Source organism: Cardiobacteriaceae bacterium TAE3-ERU3, from assembly GCA_019218315.1.
Classification (GTDB): domain Bacteria; phylum Pseudomonadota; class Gammaproteobacteria; order Cardiobacteriales; family Cardiobacteriaceae; genus JAHUUI01.
Genome location: JAHUUI010000001.1, coordinates 396892 through 414269, shown reverse-complemented (window position 1 = coordinate 414269; position 17378 = coordinate 396892). Strand labels below are relative to the sequence as shown.

The following is a 17378-nucleotide window of genomic DNA, read 5'->3' as shown; positions in this document are numbered from 1 at the left end:
CTGAGTGGCGTCTTGGCGCTGCTCGGCTTTCAAATGTTCGAGTTCTTCATCCATAATCTGTTGGCTTTGCCTTGGGCATCTTTTACTGAATGGATACATGGATAATGTGGGGGAATTACACCGCACTACAGCAGTATTTAATGCTGATGTATTCATCAATGCCGTATTTTGATCCTTCGCGACCAAAGCCGGATTGCTTGACGCCACCAAACGGTGCGACTTCATTGGAAATTAAGCCGGTATTGTGCCCAACCATGCCGTATTCCAATCCTTCCATGACGCGAATTGAGCGGCGCGCGCCTTCGCTATAAAAATATGAAGCAAGGCCGAATGGAGTATCGTTGGCGCGCTTGATGACTTCTTCTTCGCTGCTAAAGCGCTGGATCGCGGTAACCGGACCAAAGATTTCTTCATGGGCAATATCCATATTGTCTTTGATGTCCGTCAAGATAGTTGCTTGCAAGGTGAGTTTGCTTTGTTCATCAGCCTTGCCGCCCGCGATGCAGTTTGCGCCTTTATCAAGTGCGTCTTTGATCAGGCTGGAGACTTTCTCTACTGCATTGTCGTCAATCAGTGGACCGATGTCTGTGCCGTCATCCAGGCCGTTACCAACGTTGAGTTTAGCGACAGCGTCTTTAAATTTACTAACAAACTCGTCGTACACGCTATCTTGAACATAAATACGGTTGGCGCAAATACAGGTTTGCCCTGCGTTGCGGTATTTGCTCGCAATCAGGCCGTCAACTGCGAGGTCAAGATCTGCATCGTCAAAGACGATAAACGGGGCGTTGCCGCCGAGTTCCATCGACAGTCGCTTGACCGTATCCGCGCATTGCTTCATTAAAATGCTGCCGACTTTAGTCGAGCCAGTGAAGGACAGCTTGCGTACTTTTTGACTCTCACACAGCGCTTCGCCCAGTGGTGCAGATTCACCAGTGATGACGCTGAAAATACCAGCTGGAACGCCAGCGCGTTCTGCAAGCTCGGCAAGTGCCAAAGCGCTGAACGGAGTCTGGGTTGCAGGTTTGACGATCATGGCACAGCCTGCTGCGAGTGCTGGGGCAGCTTTACGGGTAATCATCGCGGAAGGGAAGTTCCATGGAGTAATTGCAGCGCATACGCCGACGGGTTGTTTGATTACCGTGATGCGAGTATTCGGCGCTTTGTTGGGGATAGTATCGCCGTAAATACGCTTGGCTTCTTCGGCAAACCATTCCATAAAGCTTGCAGCATAGGCGATTTCGCCTTGAGCTTCCTTGAGTGGTTTGCCTTGCTCTATGGTCATTAACTTGGCGAGGTCGTCCTGATGTTCCATGACTAACTCAAACCAGCGACGCAGCACTTTGCTACGCTCAGCAGCCGTTTTCGCTGCCCAGTCTTTTTGTGCTTTTTCGGCAGCGTCGATGGCTTGTGTAATATCTTGCTTGCTCATTGCTGGGATATGGCCAATACGCTTGCCATCAAAGGGATTGAACACATCGATGGTTTCTTTACTCTCTACCCATTTGCCGTTGATGTAGCAAGCTTCGCGAAACAGTTTCTTGTCTTTAAGGTCAACCATATGCACTCCAGTTCCAAATAATGAACTTAGTTCTTTATAAAGAACTAATAGTAAGCTAGACTGATAGTATGGTCAAGAAAATATAAGGATATAAAATTGCATGAATGCCATAAAAGTACCTGCAATTCAACGTGCTGAACGTGTGATTGACTATGTTGCGGGCTGTGTGGAGCCTCCAAATGCAGGTGAAATTGGTGCTGCATTGGGCATGGCAAAAAGCAGCTTGCATGCATTGCTGCAGACGCTTACCGAGCTTGGCTGGCTGACGCGGAACTCGGCAAATCGCTATCGTTTGGGTCATAAATTACTTGCATGGGCGCAAGCTGTGCCGCTACAACGCGATATTGTCGTTTGCTTCAATGAAGTCATGGAAAACGTGCAGGCGCTGGAACAATACACGTTAACGCTGACCATGCTCAAAGGTGATGAAGTCGTCTATCTTGCTTGCCGGGAGAGCTTTGCGCCATTGGGGTTTACATTTCGCCTAGGTATGAGCTTACCAGCCATCTATACGGCAACCGGTAAGGCAATGCTTGCCACTTTCGATAGTGCCACTCTCGAAGTATTTTTACAGCAGCATCCATGGCCTGCACCGCTGACAATACACGCTGTTGCTGATCAAGCCGCGCTGCACAAAGAACTCGATATGGTACGCACAGCTGGCTACTCACTTGATAATGGGCAAGTTCGTGCCGGTATGTTTTGTGTTGGCGTTGCAGTGTCTACAGCAGGTGCTGGAAGTAACTATGGCATTGCGGTGAGTATGCTGGAGCATGAAGCAAGCAAGGACGAGTTGCAGCGCTGTGGTGAGGCATTGCAGCATATTGCGGCGCAACTCAATAGTTCGTTAATGGGCAATTAACAATAAGCTATGAAAATGGGCAGTTAAAAACCCCACCTTTGCCGGGCAAAGGTGGGGTTGGTCATGTGCAGGGCAATATTTCTATTGGCCCGTTGTTCTTTAGAGTGACCAGTACGGCGGGTAATCGCGGCCTTCTACGTTGGCATCGCGGAAGATTTTTTCACGGACTTCATGCTCGCGGGCAATGACATCGCGCTTGGTTTTGCCGGTTACCCACATTTGCTGCAACATCACGCCTGCGGCTGTCATGTCGTTTTCAGTCAGCACATCATCGGCTTGGCGAGTGTGGCGAATCAGGACGCCTTCATCTTCCTCAAGCTGACGGACGTAGTCATAGTCGAGAATATCACTGACTTTACCAGTCTTGTTCGCAGTGAGCAGAATAATCAGGGTATAGATGAAATCATCACCATCACGCCATTTTTGCCACGGCGTTTTTTCTTCAAGTCGCTTGCCGGTTGCTGCGAGCTTGAGGTTGTCTTCATACAGTGAATTGCCGAAGGAATATAGGTAGTTGTAGTGATAGCTATGTGCTGCACGAGGATTAATCTCAGTCAAGGCAATAGTGCCATCCGGCATGATCCAGAATTCAAGATTGAAGAACTGCCCGACGTAGCCCAGCTCAGCAAAGCGGCCCATATAGTCATCAACCCATGCTTCAATCTTGGCCGCAGTATCTGCATCAATGCTGATTGGTGGAGTGACATACCCCAGCGCTTGGTGGTTCGAGAAATAGACTTCTTCAGTGAGCGCATAATGTACGATTTCGCCATCAGCGGTAATGTAGCCTTCATAGCAGTATTCAACTGCCGTATTCATATCGACCATATGCTCGGCAATGAAAGGCGGGATCACTGGAGGTAGTTTGTCTTCAGGAATGCCTTTCATGTATTCCGCATTTTGATAGGCAATCAGGTCTTGAAGTTCTTTGTCCTCACGATAGCTCTTCAGTACTGAACGCAGGTCGTCTTCATTTTTGATTTTGAAAATACCACGACCAAGGGACAACGAAGTGTTTTTCAGCATGAAAGGCCATTCGGTAATTTTGGCAATAATTTCTTCATCGCTTTCGTTCATCGGATCAACGTAGTCAAACCAGAATGGGTTGGCTTCCAGCGTCCGCATTAGGTATTTGTTCATGCAATAAAGGAAGGCAAGGCGTGATGGCACAGTATTGCCCAAACGTTCATTGATCAGAATATGGTGGAATGCATCTTTCTGTGCGAAGCCGGCAACAGCACTGATACCTTCATCGCAGCAGGTTTGTGCCATGGCGTCCATTTCTTCATCAGACCAAGTTTTTGGATTCAGTTCATGTACGACCAAGTGTTCATTCATGGTATCAATAGCAGCCTTCATATAGGGCTGCGGACCAAGGAAACCAATATGGGTTTTTTGTGACATCTAGCGATCCTTAATAATTATCAAACAAAGGTGGTTATGTGTTGTTGAAACACATCGAGAATGAAGCATCAGTAATGTTCTATCTCTGTTCGATCATATCATAAAATTTATAAAAATAGATATTATATAAGAATTTTATACTCAGAATATTGTAGTCAATCTATCTGTGCATTATTGGGGGGTAATAACAGCATTTTAGGAAAATAATCTATAAAAAATATGCGATACAGATCATTAGGTAATACTTATTGCCAGTATCATGGAATACTGCTATATTTCTTTTTTTTAATAATGGACAAGAAATACTATGCTTCAAGGGTTTAAAAAATTCATTGCACGTGGCAACGCGATTGACCTCGCGGTTGGTGTGGTCATGGGTGCTGCTTTTGGCGCTGTTGTTACTGGACTGGTTGATAGCTTCATCAATCCACTGATTGCGGCATCTGTCGGTGAGCCAAACTTCGACGATATTGGCTTTACGCTGAACGGTGTACTGTTCCCAGTTGGACAGATCATCACTGCATTGGTCAAGTTCCTCCTCGTTTCTATTGCGATTTATCTGTTTGTCGTGATCCCGATGAACAAGCTCAGTGAGCGCATGAAGAAAGAAGAAGATAAGGCACCAGCACAGCCATCAGAAGAAATTTTGTTGCTGCGTGAAATTCGCGATCAATTGAAAAATCAGAATCGCACACTCTAAAGCGTACGCGAACTGAAAAAAGCCCACCAAATGGTGGGCTTTTTTTATACTTTGCGACTTTTGGTTTTGCTGCTTTCCAGCTCTTTAAGTACACTTTTGCGTGCGACTTGTTGCGAGATGACGTCCTTTTCGATCTTCCAGCCACGTGCCGGGCAGTATTCACGGCCGTACCAGATCAGCTGCAGGTGTAGCTTGTTCCATTTGTCTTTCGGGAACAGGCGCTTTGCATCGCGTTCGGTCTGCACCACGCTTTTACCTGATGACAATCCCCAGCGATACAGCAAGCGGTGAATATGGGTATCGACTGGGAAAGCCGGAATACCAAATGCTTGGCTCATGACCACGCTGGCAGTTTTATGCCCAACCGCGGGTAGTGCTTCGAGTGCGGCAAAATCAGCTGGGACTTCACCATCATGTTCGTCTATCAAAATATGTGAAAGCCCGTGAATGCCTTTGGCTTTCATCGGTGATAGGCCTACGGGCTTGATGATTTCGCGAATTTCTTCGACAGAAAGCTTGATCATGTCATACGGATTATCGGCTTTGGCGAACAGCAGTGGGGTAATCTGATTAACGCGGACATCAGTACTTTGCGCCGAGAGCAGCACAGCAATTAACAAAGTATATGGATCTTTGTGATCAAGCGGAATAGGCATATCCGGGTAGATTTCTTCCAGCTTATCGATGATGAACTGGACTTTTTCGGCTTTGGTCATGGCTATATGAATAATGAAATTGTCGCTGGCATTTTATCAGCTTTGTCGTGGCTGGCGGACGTGATAAAGCACTTTGCCAAGAATGGCTTCTTTGGGTTGGATGCCGATTTCGCGCGGCGTGACGCTATCGGGGTGCAGGCCGGTGAGGCTGTAGCCTTGTTCTTGAATGGCGCAGATGCGCTTGATGGTGATGCCGTATATGGCATGGTTAATGACGACATCGTCGCCAATGTTCAAGTGTTGCCACGGATGTCGATATGCAATAACGAAGTCTCCGGGCAAAAAATCAGGGGACATACTATGCCCCCTGATTTTATAGCAGCGTAAACGCCACATATTCATCTCGAAGTTCAGTCAAGCTTTGGATAAACAGTTTCTACTTTTGGCTCGTAAGGGCAAATGGCGCGATAAGTGCCGACTTTCTTGGTTGCCCAGAATTTTTCGGCGAATTTGTTGACCAAATCAACCAGCTTTTCACCATTTTCTACGGCCATATTCTGCTTGCAAGCAGAGCCTGCGAGCATGATATTGTGGGTAAGGTCGGTAAATTCAGGGTTGTTTTCAAGGATGTCGCCTTTGATATAGTCACCCCAAATGATGCGGATTTCGTGCTTGACCTTCTCGGCATGTTCTTCCTTCATCTGTACGACACGAACCAGCTTGGCGCGGTCATCAAGGCTGTCGCCTTTGAGCTCGGTGGCCTGATGCAGGAAGCGCAGTACAGAAAGGGCGGCAATTTGTGCCGGCATTGGGTCATAAATGCCGCAAGGTACATCGCAGTGTGCGCTGGCTTCTGTGATGCCGATGCGCTGGTCGATCTTATTTAGTAGGTTGAATAACATGGGGTCTCCTTATTCGCTGTCTTTGCGAGTGGTTTTTTGGGCACTTTTCTTGCGCATGTAATAAACGCCGTAGGCTGCCAAGGCAACGATACCAGCGATGCTGCCATAATAGGCCAGATGAATTGGCACAGCTGAGATGTCACTGTGGTCGTGGCCAGGGTGGGCAAAGGCAATGCTGGTGATGGTTGTTGTCGCCACGGTGGCTAATGCTTTTAATTTCATGATGGCTCCTCTAATTTTGAAAATAATTCCAGTTATCAAGAATAACATTATTCGTTGCTTAATAAAAATATAGATACTATCTATGTTATAGGTTGGTATATTTTGGGTGTACTCATACTATATATCTCAGACCGTTCATTACTCGTACATCAACTATGAAAAGGCGCAGGTAATTTCATACAAAACTTTTTATGCAAAATTACTTCTTCTGACTGGGTTTTGTGATGTTTTTTGCGTATGCTGGCTGCGCTGTGAGACAGCACTATATTGATAGTTACAGAGGTTGGTATGACGATAAAGAAGACTATGGTTTTACAAAGTGGCGCATTATTGGCTTTTTTGCTCGGCACAGGCTGTGCGACATCGCCGCAGTGGCAAGCTGATGAGACGTATAAACTGACGGTGTTACATACAAACGATCACCACGGCCGCTTTTGGCACAATGAGCATGGTGAATATGGGATGGCTGCGCGTAAGACACTGATTGACCGTATCCGTAAGGAAGTTGCCGCGCAAGGCGGGGAAGTTTTGCTGTTCTCTGGTGGTGACATCAATACCGGCGTACCAGAGTCTGATTTACAAGATGCTGAGCCTGATTTCAAAGGCATGAATCGCATTGGTTACGATGCGATGGCGATTGGGAACCATGAATTTGATAATGCTTTATCGGTGCTGGCCAAGCAAATTGATTGGGCCGGTTTCCCTGTACTTTCAGCCAACATTTATGACCGCGAGACCGGTAAGCGCATGTTTGAGCCGTATCATGTGTTCAACAAGCACGGCATCAAGATTGCGGTGGTTGGCTTGACCACTGAAGATACGCAGAAAATTGGTAACCCTGAATACATCAGCGGCGTTGAGTTTCGCAATCCTGTCGAAGAAATGAAAAAAGTGCTGGTTGAGCTCGATGACAAGGTCAAGCCAGATTTGATTTTCGCCGTCACCCACATGGGGCATTATCAAGATGGGCAGCATGGTGTGAATGCACCGGGTGACGTGACGTTGGCACGCGCATTGCCGCCGGGCAAACTCGATATGATTGTTGGTGGGCACTCTCAAGAGCCGGTCTGTATGGAGCCGGGTGACAATCACCGCTACGATGCAAACTTCAAGCCAGGTGCTGACTGCAAGCCAGACCAGCAAAATGGGACGTGGATTGTGCAAGCGCATGAATGGGGCAAATACGTTGGGCGTGCGGACTACACCTTTAAAGACGGTGAGCTGACGCTGGTTGAATATCGCCTGATTCCGGTCAATCTCAAGAAGAAAGTTGAGGTAAATGGTGAAAAGCAGCGCGTCTTTATTGAAGAAGAAATTCCTGCTGATGAAGAAATGCTTGCTTTCCTCACTCCGTATCAGGAAAAGGGACAGGCGGAACTGAACACCGTCATTGGCAAGACCAACGGCAAGCTCGAAGGTGATCGTGATCAGGTACGCTTTAAGCAGACTAACCTTGCTCACTTGATTGCTAAAGCGCAAATGGAGCGCGTCAAAGCCGATTTTGGGGTAATGAATTCTGGCGGCGTACGTGACTCAATTGAAGCCGGTGACGTGACTTATAAAGACGTCCTCAAGGTACAGCCGTTCGGTAACACAGTTGGTTATGTGGATATGCGTGGTGATGAAGTACGCGATTACCTCAATGAGGTTGCCTTGATGCCTACTGATACCGGAGCGTATGCCCAGTTTGCCAATATCGCGATGACCGTTGGTAAAAATGGTGTAAGCAACGTACGCATTGGCGGCAAGCCATTACAGGACGGCGAAACTTATCGCTTCAGCGTGCCGAGCTTTAATGCTGTCGGCGGTGATGGCTATCCTGACCTCAGCCAGCATGCGGGCTACGTCAATAGCGGGTTTGTTGATGCTGAAGTACTGAAAGACTACATCGAAAGCCACTCGCCACTGGACGTGAATCAGTATGCACCGAAGGGTGAGATCGTTTATCAATAAAAGCCAGTTTACTCACTATAATGAAAAAGGCGGCCGTGATGATCACCATCACGGCCGCCTTTTTACTATCTCTAAAGAGGAAGAGCCGTTACAGCTCTTCACTGATGAGAAATTAGATGATCTCAGTACGCTCGATAACGATGTCTTCAGTTGGGACGTCGCTGTGCATACCAAAACGGCCAGTTTTGACTTTGGCGATGCTGTCGACAACGTCCATACCGTCAACGACTTTACCAAAAACGGCGTAGCCCCAGCCTTGGATATTCTTGCCACTGTGGTTCAAGAAAGCATTATCCACGAGGTTGATGAAGAACTGTGAGCTGGCTGAATGTGGGTCCTGAGTGCGTGCCATGGACAATGTACCGCGATCATTTTTAAGCCCGTTGTCAGCTTCATTTTCAATTGGCGCGCGAGTTTGCTTTTCTTTCATGCCTGGTTCCATGCCGCCACCTTGCAGGACGAAGCCCGGAATAACGCGGTGGAAAATGGTGCCGTTGTAAAAGCCGTCTTCAGCGTACTGCTGGAAGTTTTTGGCTGTGACAGGTGCATTGTCGAAATCCAGCTCGATGTCGATGATGCCTTTATTGGTGTGGAAACGGATCATGGTTTTTCCTTTAAGTTTAAGTTGTGGGTTGTTCGGATGTATCTTGTTCTGGATTGAGTGGGTCAGTCTCGCTCAGCTCCGCTGACTCAATGGTGACGGTTTGCTGTGGCACGTCTTGCCGGAATGGGCCTTTTGCACCGGTTGGCGTTGTGCTGATCGCATCGGCGACGTCCATCCCTTTGATGACTTTGCCAAATACCGCATAGCCATACGGATCACTCGCGCCTTTATTAAGGAAGCTGTTGTCCTTGACGTTGATAAAGAATTGCGCGGTGGCTGAGTGAGGATTGCTGGTGCGCGCCATGGCAATCGTACCACGGTCATTAGCGAGGCCATTATGCGCTTCATTGGCAATTGGTGCGCGAGTTGGCTTTTTCTCTAATGCAGCGTCAAATCCACCGCCCTGGATCATGAAATTGGGGATCACACGGTGAAAGACGGTGCCATCGTAAAAGCCGTCTTTGACGTAAGTGACGAAGTTATTAACCGTTGCCGGTGCGTTGTCCTCGTCGAGCTCGAGTACGATGTCGCCTTGATTGGTGTGCAGGGTGACCCATGGCGAAGCAATGGCTGCTTGACCTGCGAAGAGTAAGGCAGTGAGCAATATTTTGCGCATATGGTTATATCCTAATCCTTTAACGTGATAGATACAGCCGTGCCGGCTGCTTTGACGCTTGCTATACTAGCAGAATCTATCTTGATTACAGAGAGCCACCATGAGCGCATTGCAGTTTTATAACAGTCTGACCCGAACAAAAGAAACCTTCACCCCGCTACAAGACGGCAAAATCGGGATGTATGTTTGCGGAATGACCGTATATGACTACTGCCATATTGGTCATGCACGGGTGATGGTCGTTTTCGATACCATTGCGCGTCATTTGCGTAGTGAGGGCTACGAACTGACTTTTATCCGCAATATTACCGATATTGACGACAAGATCATCAAGCGCGCATTGGAAAACAATGAAACCATCGGCGAACTCACTGAGCGCTTTATCGTTGCGATGCACGAAGATGAAGCTGCACTGGGCTGCCAATCCCCTGACGCTGAGCCGCGTGCGACGCAATACGTTGACGGCATGGTCGCGCTGATTGAGCGCTTGATCGCAAAAGGCCATGCCTATGCAGCTGACAATGGAGACGTCTATTACAGCGTGCGCAGTTTCGACGGCTACGGCAAACTGTCCAATCGCAATCTCGATGATTTACGCGCCGGCGAACGCATCGAAGTGAATAGCGACAAGCGCGATCCGCTGGACTTCGTCCTGTGGAAAAGTGCTAAGCCTGATGAACCAAGTTGGCCATCACCTTGGGGCAATGGACGCCCAGGCTGGCATATCGAATGTTCGGTGATGAGTTCTGATGCTTTGGGCGAGCGTTTTGATATTCACGGTGGCGGCATGGATCTCAAATTTCCGCATCATGAATGCGAAATTGCACAAAGCGAAGCCGACTGCGGCCATGAAACCGTTAACTATTGGATTCATAACGGATTTGTGCAGATTGATAATGAGAAAATGTCCAAGTCGTTGGGTAACTTCTTTACCGTACGTGACGTACTTGAGCAATTTGATGGGGAGGTTATTCGCTACTTCATGCTAGGTAGTCATTACCGCGGGCCACTCAATTACAGCGATGCAGGGCTGAATGAGGCCAAGCGTGCATTGACTCGCCTGTATACAGCGCTACTCAATCACCCTGTGGATAACTTTGTGGATAAGATTTCAGCGCCTCATCAAGCTGAATTTGTCGCAGCAATGAATGATGACTTCAATACGCCCAAGGCTTTATCGGTTTTATTCGATCTCGCACGCGCTTTGAACAAGGCTGATGGCGAGGAAGCAAAGATGCTAGCCGCGACTTTATATCAGCTTGGTGGTCGTTTGGGATTGTTACAGCGTGATCCGGCCGAAATGCTTAAAGGTGAGCAGCGTGAAGGCGGTATGGATGCTGCACAAATCGAAGCCCTGATTGATGAACGTGCTGAAGCGAAGAAGAATAAGGACTTTGCCCGCGCTGATGCGATCCGCGACCAGCTTAATGCGGCTGGTGTGGTGATTAAAGACGGCGTTGATGGTACAACTTGGCAATATCAATAATCAGCCTCAAGTACAGCCCATGAAAAAGCCTGCAAGGCGTATACCTTGCAGGCTTTTTTACAACCGGTTTCAGCTGGTTTATTGATACACGAATGTGGCGAGAATGAATGTCCAAATACACACGAATACCAGCAGGCCGACACTATATTTCAGTGTCATCTTGAGCAAGCTGGATTCCTGACCGGACTGCCCAACAGCTGCGGTTGCAATGGCAATAGATTGTGGAGAAACCAGCTTGGCCATGGTGCCGCCGGTGGTATTGGCTTGAACCAGCAGCGATGGATCAATCGCCAAATTGTGCGCGACGATGGATTGGATCGGCGCGAATAGCGTGTTGTTATTGACTACTGAACCAGTCATAAATACGCCAATCCAGCCGAGTACTGGTGAGAGAAGCGGGAATACACTACCAGTGACAGATACTGCTTCACCAAGTGCATTAGTCATGCCTGTGTAGGTTTCAAGCTTGGCAATAGCGAGAATGCAGGAAATAGTGGCGATGGAAATCCACAATTCTTTGACGGTCTTTTTAAGGTCGCTCAATGCTTGTGAGATGCCAAGATTTTTGCCAGAAATTAGGATAGTGGCAATGACGGCGAGCAAAATCGCGGTGCCGGTCGAGTTAAGCAGGCCTAAATTGATCGCAATACGGCTTTCGTCATGCTGTGCCAGTGTCCAGCCGAGGTTGGTGAATGATAGTGGCGCACCGGGCGCGAACATTGCTTTAAACGCTGGCAAGCTCCAAATAATCACGAATGCACTGAGCATGTAGAACGGCGCCCATGCACTTAAGATTTCTTTAAATGTATATGCCTCATGCTGCTTTTCTTCTTCGCTTTGTGGGGCAACGCGGAAGATATTGGCCGGTTGCCACTGGGTAGACAGTGCAGCCAATGCAATCAGAGACAACAGCGGAGGCAAGATGTCCGCCAGCTCAGGACCCATGAACTGTACCACAGCCATCTGGCTGATGGTAAAGACGCCGGAAGTAACCAGTAGCGCGGGAAAAATCTCCTTGATGCCTTTGAAGCCATCGAGAATCCACACCATCAGGAATGGCAAGCTCGCAGTAATGAATGGCAATGTGGTGTTGGTGGTCCGTGAGACGTCCATCGCGGTGACGCCTTCAAGATGGAAAGTGTCGATAATCGCGACTGGAATACCAATGGCACCAAATGCACCGGATGCTGCATTGGCGATCAGGCACAGCATTGCAGCTTTGAGGGGATGGAAGCCGAGTGCGGCGAGCATCACGCTACAAATCGCGATAGGTACACCAAAACCGGCTGCACCCTCGAGGAAAGCGCCGAAGCAGAAAGCTATCAGCAGCAACTGTACGCGCTGGTCGGCAGACACCATGGCGAGGCTCGCTTTAATGACTTCAAATTTACCGGAGTTGACGGTTAATTTATACAGCCACACAGCCATAATGATGATATAGCCAATTGGCCACATGCCTTGGACGACACCTTGGACGACGGCTGCTATTGCTGCATCAGCAGGAATATGAAACGGTACAAATGAGAGCGCAAGCGTGACTACCAGCGTCATTAATGCTGCGTTGATGCCCTTCATTTTCATAACCGTCAGGCCAAGCAAAAACAGAACAATGGGCACTGCGGCAACGGCCGCGGATAGCCATAGGTTATCTAACGGATCAAAAGTAGGTGAGAACATGGTGCATGTATTCCTTTTGTTAAGCGTTATTGATAAAAATTCCGTGTCTTAATCACGCTGAGTGAGCAAGGGTTCGCCACGAGCTCAAAATGATTTACACATATTTTATAAAAAATTTAGATAATAACAAGGATGTTTTTCACAAAATTTAACACCATATAACTAAAAGTAAACATGATGATTTCTGATCGTGGTTTTTGTTAGCGCACTACCTGAAGTTTTAAGCGTACGACGGCTCTTGTAGTGCTTAATTGATGTATTTACGGCGCTTTATCATTTAATTAAGATCCGTTCACAAAGGGCTAAGGCCAATGAATTGGGTAGGCTTTGAAATGTGTTTTATTGTTGGTGTGCGCAAGTAAAGAGCAGTTGCTATAATTGCGTTTTTTCGCGTACGGGAGCAGGTATGTGTGGCATTGTTGGCATAGTAGGTCAGGGATACGTCAATCAGGCGCTCTATGATGGGCTGACCGTTCTGCAGCACCGCGGACAGGACGCGGCTGGGATTGTGACTTGTGATCAAGGGCATTTCTATCTGCGTAAAAGCAATGGGCTGGTGCGTGACGTCTTCCGCGAAAAGCACATGCAGCGCCTTATCGGGCATTACGGTATCGGCCATGTGCGTTATCCGACTGCAGGTACGTCCAGCTCAGCTGAAGCACAGCCACTTTATGTTAATTCCCCCTACGGTATTGCTTTGGCGCACAACGGCAACCTGACCAATACTGAAGAGCTGATTAAGGAAATCTACGAAAGTGATTTTCGCCACATCAACACCAGCTCGGATTCTGAAGCACTGCTCAACGTCCTGGCGCACGAGTTACAAGTACAGCAATCATTCCGCCCGACGCCAGAAGTTGTCTTCCAAGCGATCAGCAAAACCCATCAGCGTGTACGCGGTGCATATGCGGCGATAGCGCTGATTAGTGATTATGGATTGATTGCCTTCCGTGACCCTAATGGTATTCGCCCATTGGTGTTCGGTGAGCGTGTTGCTGAAAATGGCAAGAAAGAATATATGATTGCTTCGGAAAGCGTTGCATTGCACACGCAGGGCTACAGTTTGCTGCGCGATGTTGACCCCGGTGAAGCAGTAATCATCACCAAAGATGGCGAGCTGTTTACCCAGCAATGTGCCGAAAAAACCCGGCGTGCGCCATGCATTTTCGAGTATGTTTATTTTGCGCGCCCTGACTCAACCATCGACGGCATTAACGTCTATAAAGCGCGCCTGCGCATGGGTGAAAAGCTCGCTGAACGCATCATGAAAGAATGGCCGGACCACGATATCGATGTCGTCATGCCTATTCCTGATACCAGCCGCAGCTCAGCAATGGAGCTCGCCAACACGCTCGGGGTTAAATTCCGCGAAGGCTTTATGAAGAACCGCTATATTGGGCGTACGTTTATCATGCCGGGGCAAGCTCAGCGTAAAAAATCAGTACGCCAAAAGCTCAATGCCCTCAACCTCGAATTCCGCAACAAGAACGTATTGCTTGTCGATGATTCGATCGTGCGTGGTACCACCAGTGAGCAGATTATTCAGATGGCACGTGATGCCGGCGCAAAAAAAGTCTATTTTGCTTCAGCCGCACCACCAGTACGCTTCCCTAATGTGTACGGTATCGATATGCCGACCCATGAAGAACTGATTGCATGGCAGCGCGAAGAAGCAGATGTCGCGGTGGCGATTGGCGCAGACCGCATGATTTATCAAACCCTGCCCGACCTGATCGACGCCTGCATGGAAACTAAGCATTGCTTGCCGGAAGAATTCGATTGCTCGGTGTTTAATGGCTGCTACGTCACGGGCGATATCGACGAAGCGTATCTCGCTCGCCTACTTGAATCGCGTAAAGATAAAAAGCGCGCCCGTATCAGCCCGTTGGATAAATCCAGCGACATACACAACGCTAACGACTGATGGTGTTGTGGTTTGTCGGTGATGTGCCGCAAGGTATTACAGCCAATAGCGCCGCCAGCGTGGACGAACTGCCGCAAGCACATTACCTGACGCGTGGCGAAGACGGCTTGTTTGCTCTGCATGACCGCGAACAGCGCCACAGCCCGCTGACCATCGACTTCGCTGATCCGTATTACCGCTATCGCGGTGGTAAGGAATATCTACCCAAAGCGTTTAAAAACATGAATGGCGGCACGATTGCAGACGTCACAGCCGGTTGGGGGCGTGATGCGTGGCTGCTCGCTTATCGTGGTTTTCACGTCACTATGATCGAGCGCAATCCTTACCTTGCCTTCTTGCTCGAGCAAGGCTTGCTACAAGCCCGGCAAGCACCACAGTTGGCTGATGTGGCCGCGCGTTTGACGCTGCACAGTGGCGACAGTAAGGCTGTTCTCAGTGCAGATTTTGATGCGGTTTATCTCGACCCAATGTTCCCCGAGCGGCGTAAGAAAGCCAAGGTCAAAAAGCACATGCAAGCCTTGCATAGCTTGCTTGGTGGCGAAGAAACTGACGGTGCTGCATTGCTAGGCCATGCGCAGAAGCACGCAAAGCATCGCGTGGTCGTCAAGCGGCCACAAGGCGCGCCGTATGTCGGCAATGAAAAGCCGCACCATAGCCTTGATGCACCGAATACCCGTTACGATATTTATATGCCCCAAGGAAACAATTGAGGAATCTCCTATGAACCTGCAAAACAGCGCGGCATTCGCCACCTTCCTGTTCGATCTGCAACAGCGCATTACCGACGCACTTTCAGCCGAGGACGGCAAATCCTTTGCAATAGACGCATGGGAAAAGCCACCAACAGAACGCGGCTTGATTGGGCATGGCAGAACCATGGTTCTGAAAGGTGGCGATGTGATCGAGCAAGGCGGTGTGAACGTCTCGGTAGTACGTGGTGAAAATTTGCCGCCAAGTGCCACGGAAAAGCGCCCTGAGCTTGCCGGCTGTGGCTTTGAAGCGATGGGGTTGTCTCTGGTTATTCATCCGCGCAATCCTTATGTGCCGACCAGCCATGCCAATATCCGCCTATTTGTCGCTAAAGATGCAGAAAAAGTTCGTGACTGGTGGTTTGGTGGCGGCTTCGATCTTACCCCGTATTACCCGTTTGACGAAGATTGCCGCCATTGGCATCAAACCGCGTTTGATGCTTGTGCTCCATATGATGGTGACCTCTATCCACGCTTTAAAAAATGGTGTGATGAATATTTCTACCTGCCGCACCGCCAAGAAACACGCGGTATCGGCGGTCTGTTCTTTGATGATTTCAATGAATTACCCTTTGATGAAGCACGCCAATTTACCCAAGACGTTGGTGATGCCTATATCGACGCTTATTTGCCGATTGTGCGTAAACGCAAGGATACTGCCTACGGCGAACGCGAACGCCATTTCCAGAAATATCGCCGTGGTCGCTATGTTGAATTTAATCTCGTCTATGATCGTGGCACTCACTTTGGCCTGCAAAGTGGCGGGCGTACCGAATCCATCTTAATGAGCTTGCCGCCGGAAGTTCGCTTTGAATATGCGTACAGCCCGGAAGCAGACAGTGCCGAGGCTCGCTTGCACGATTATCTCGTGCCGCGCGACTGGCTGTGAAAACCCTGCGATGAAAGTTTGGCTACTGCTCGCTGGTGACTATGCTGCGCCAAGCTGGTCAGTCGCTGAACATGATATCGTTATCGCGGTTGATGGCGGTATGTGCCACGCTGCTGCTTTGGGCGTAATGCCGGACTTATGGATCGGTGATTTCGACAGCGCCGATACGGATTTGCAGCAACGCTATGCTGACGTGCCGCGGCAAACCCATCCTGAAGACAAAGACGCTACCGACTTCGAACTCGCACTTGCGATTGTCGAAAATAACTATCCGCAGGCCGAAGTGCTAAGTGTCATCGGCGGCTTGGGTGGTGAACTCGATCACACCTTTGGCAACCTGTGGGTGTTGCCACACTTTGGTCTATCCGCATTGGTTTGGGGAAAAGTACAGCATATCGCTTATTTGAACAGCGCAACACTCGATTGCGAGCTGGCTGAGGGTGAAAAAGTCAGCGTCTTTGCCCTCACACCACTCAGTGGTATGCACTACAGCGGCTTACGCTGGGAAGCCCCCGCTGACGGCCTGCAACCCTTTTCCGCACTTGCTGCGCGCAATATCAGCGCAGCCGAGCAGGTCAGTATCGGTTGGCAACAGGGGCATGGGCTCGTTATATTGCCGCAAACTGCACAAAATCTCCGCATCACACACTAGTCATCCTCGATTAATAACCATAATTTGCAAATCACGGAAATGTCATGACCAGCAATATTCATGACGCTGGCTTGTGTCGGGTTCGTATCATCACCACTTTCATCACATTGAGCAAAGATGACGGCACATGGGCAGACGTATTGGCTGACGCGCAGCAGCAATGCCAGCGTATAGCCACTGCTTTGCAGGCCAAAGGCTACACCGTGCAATCCATGCGTATCGTCACCAATCCATTCGGGGAGTATCTCGATACCCGCGATGTCGCGCAAGCTCGGTCAGGATTGGCGACTTTAACCCGGCTGTTGCAGGTGATGGATAATGGCGGCATGCGTATCAGCTTTGCCATTGGCAAGGCATGTACCACTCAGGAAATTGCACCTTTAAACTTTATACATCGTTGTATTGTCTTGCTGTACTGCCTGCATCAATGCGCCTTGTATGAAATTTAAAATCGAGAGATGACTCGCCTTTTTAATGCTTTATAAATACTCAGGGTGCTTTGCGATAGACTGCAGGCTGAA

The 17378-nt window shown here is 48.9% G+C and carries 18 protein-coding genes; 9 read left to right on the top strand and 9 right to left on the bottom strand.

The annotated features are described in order from the left end of the window. Positions 1-115: 115 nt before the first annotated feature. Positions 116-1561 (bottom strand): NAD-dependent succinate-semialdehyde dehydrogenase, encoded by a 1446-nt coding sequence (locus KRX19_01890; protein MBV7433763.1) that lies wholly within the window; start codon positions 1559-1561, stop codon positions 116-118. A gap of 100 nt (positions 1562-1661) precedes the next feature. Between KRX19_01890 and KRX19_01885 the strand changes: the two genes are divergently transcribed. Continuing rightward, positions 1662-2423 (top strand): IclR family transcriptional regulator, encoded by a 762-nt coding sequence (locus KRX19_01885; protein MBV7433762.1) that lies wholly within the window; start codon positions 1662-1664, stop codon positions 2421-2423. Positions 2424-2522: 99 nt separating this feature from the next. Here KRX19_01885 and KRX19_01880 read toward each other — a convergent pair whose 3' ends face one another. Continuing rightward, positions 2523-3827: an ATP-grasp domain-containing protein gene (locus tag KRX19_01880; protein ID MBV7433761.1), complete on the bottom strand. Its 1305-nt coding sequence runs from the start codon at positions 3825-3827 to the stop codon at positions 2523-2525. 307 nt (positions 3828-4134) lie between these two features. Here KRX19_01880 and mscL point away from each other — a divergent pair, with 307 nt between their 5' ends. Further along, entirely contained in the window at positions 4135-4527 is a 393-nt protein-coding gene (gene mscL / locus KRX19_01875; GenBank protein ID MBV7433760.1) for a large conductance mechanosensitive channel protein MscL, read from the top strand. 44 nt (positions 4528-4571) lie between these two features. Here mscL and nth read toward each other — a convergent pair whose 3' ends face one another. Genes nth through KRX19_01855 form a run of 4 tightly spaced genes read right to left on the bottom strand, consistent with a single transcriptional unit; the run spans position 4572 to position 6307 of the window. Beyond that, positions 4572-5243 carry an endonuclease III gene (nth, locus tag KRX19_01870; GenBank protein ID MBV7433759.1) on the bottom strand — a complete coding sequence of 224 codons (672 nt, stop codon included), beginning with the start codon at positions 5241-5243 and terminating at the stop codon, positions 4572-4574. Between the two features lie 36 nt (positions 5244-5279). Further along, on the bottom strand, positions 5280-5540 hold the full coding sequence (locus tag KRX19_01865; protein ID MBV7433758.1) for a S24/S26 family peptidase: 261 nt from the start codon (positions 5538-5540) through the stop codon (positions 5280-5282). Positions 5541-5593: 53 nt separating this feature from the next. After that, positions 5594-6085: a superoxide dismutase, Ni gene (gene sodN / locus KRX19_01860; GenBank protein ID MBV7433757.1), complete on the bottom strand. Its 492-nt coding sequence runs from the start codon at positions 6083-6085 to the stop codon at positions 5594-5596. A 9-nt stretch (positions 6086-6094) separates the two neighbouring features. Further along, entirely contained in the window at positions 6095-6307 is a 213-nt protein-coding gene (locus tag KRX19_01855; protein MBV7433756.1) for a hypothetical protein, read from the bottom strand. A gap of 306 nt (positions 6308-6613) precedes the next feature. On the opposite strand from KRX19_01855, the gene ushA reads away from it, so the two are divergent. Then, positions 6614-8260: a bifunctional UDP-sugar hydrolase/5'-nucleotidase UshA gene (gene ushA / locus KRX19_01850; protein MBV7433755.1), complete on the top strand. Its 1647-nt coding sequence runs from the start codon at positions 6614-6616 to the stop codon at positions 8258-8260. 112 nt (positions 8261-8372) lie between these two features. Here the strand turns inward: ushA and KRX19_01845 are convergent, their stop codons facing one another. Beyond that, on the bottom strand, positions 8373-8864 hold the full coding sequence (locus tag KRX19_01845) for a peptidyl-prolyl cis-trans isomerase (protein ID MBV7433754.1): 492 nt from the start codon (positions 8862-8864) through the stop codon (positions 8373-8375). Positions 8865-8880: 16 nt separating this feature from the next. Next, on the bottom strand, positions 8881-9480 hold the full coding sequence (locus KRX19_01840) for a peptidyl-prolyl cis-trans isomerase (GenBank protein MBV7433753.1): 600 nt from the start codon (positions 9478-9480) through the stop codon (positions 8881-8883). A gap of 100 nt (positions 9481-9580) precedes the next feature. Here KRX19_01840 and cysS point away from each other — a divergent pair, with 100 nt between their 5' ends. Next, positions 9581-10966 (top strand): cysteine--tRNA ligase, encoded by a 1386-nt coding sequence (gene cysS, locus KRX19_01835; protein ID MBV7433752.1) that lies wholly within the window; start codon positions 9581-9583, stop codon positions 10964-10966. Positions 10967-11044: 78 nt separating this feature from the next. On the opposite strand, the gene KRX19_01830 is transcribed toward cysS, so the two are convergent. Then, complete coding sequence (locus KRX19_01830) at positions 11045-12643, bottom strand: L-lactate permease (protein MBV7433751.1); 1599 nt, start codon at positions 12641-12643, stop codon at positions 11045-11047. Positions 12644-13049: 406 nt separating this feature from the next. On the opposite strand from KRX19_01830, the gene purF reads away from it, so the two are divergent. From purF to KRX19_01805, 5 genes are read left to right on the top strand one after another with little or no spacing between them, the layout of a single operon-like run. Beyond that, entirely contained in the window at positions 13050-14567 is a 1518-nt protein-coding gene (gene purF, locus KRX19_01825) for an amidophosphoribosyltransferase (GenBank protein ID MBV7433750.1), read from the top strand. Continuing rightward, positions 14567-15277: a class I SAM-dependent methyltransferase gene (locus tag KRX19_01820; GenBank protein MBV7433749.1), complete on the top strand. Its 711-nt coding sequence runs from the start codon at positions 14567-14569 to the stop codon at positions 15275-15277. The genes purF and KRX19_01820 overlap by 1 nt, the downstream gene beginning before the upstream one ends. A 10-nt stretch (positions 15278-15287) precedes the next feature. Beyond that, entirely contained in the window at positions 15288-16205 is a 918-nt protein-coding gene (gene hemF, locus KRX19_01815) for an oxygen-dependent coproporphyrinogen oxidase (protein MBV7433748.1), read from the top strand. 10 nt (positions 16206-16215) lie between these two features. Further along, on the top strand, positions 16216-16857 hold the full coding sequence (locus KRX19_01810; protein MBV7433747.1) for a thiamine diphosphokinase: 642 nt from the start codon (positions 16216-16218) through the stop codon (positions 16855-16857). Positions 16858-16901: 44 nt separating this feature from the next. Continuing rightward, positions 16902-17306, top strand: a complete 405-nt coding sequence (locus tag KRX19_01805; protein MBV7433746.1) for a DUF711 family protein — start codon at positions 16902-16904, stop codon at positions 17304-17306. The last annotated feature ends 72 nt before the right edge of the window (positions 17307-17378 follow it).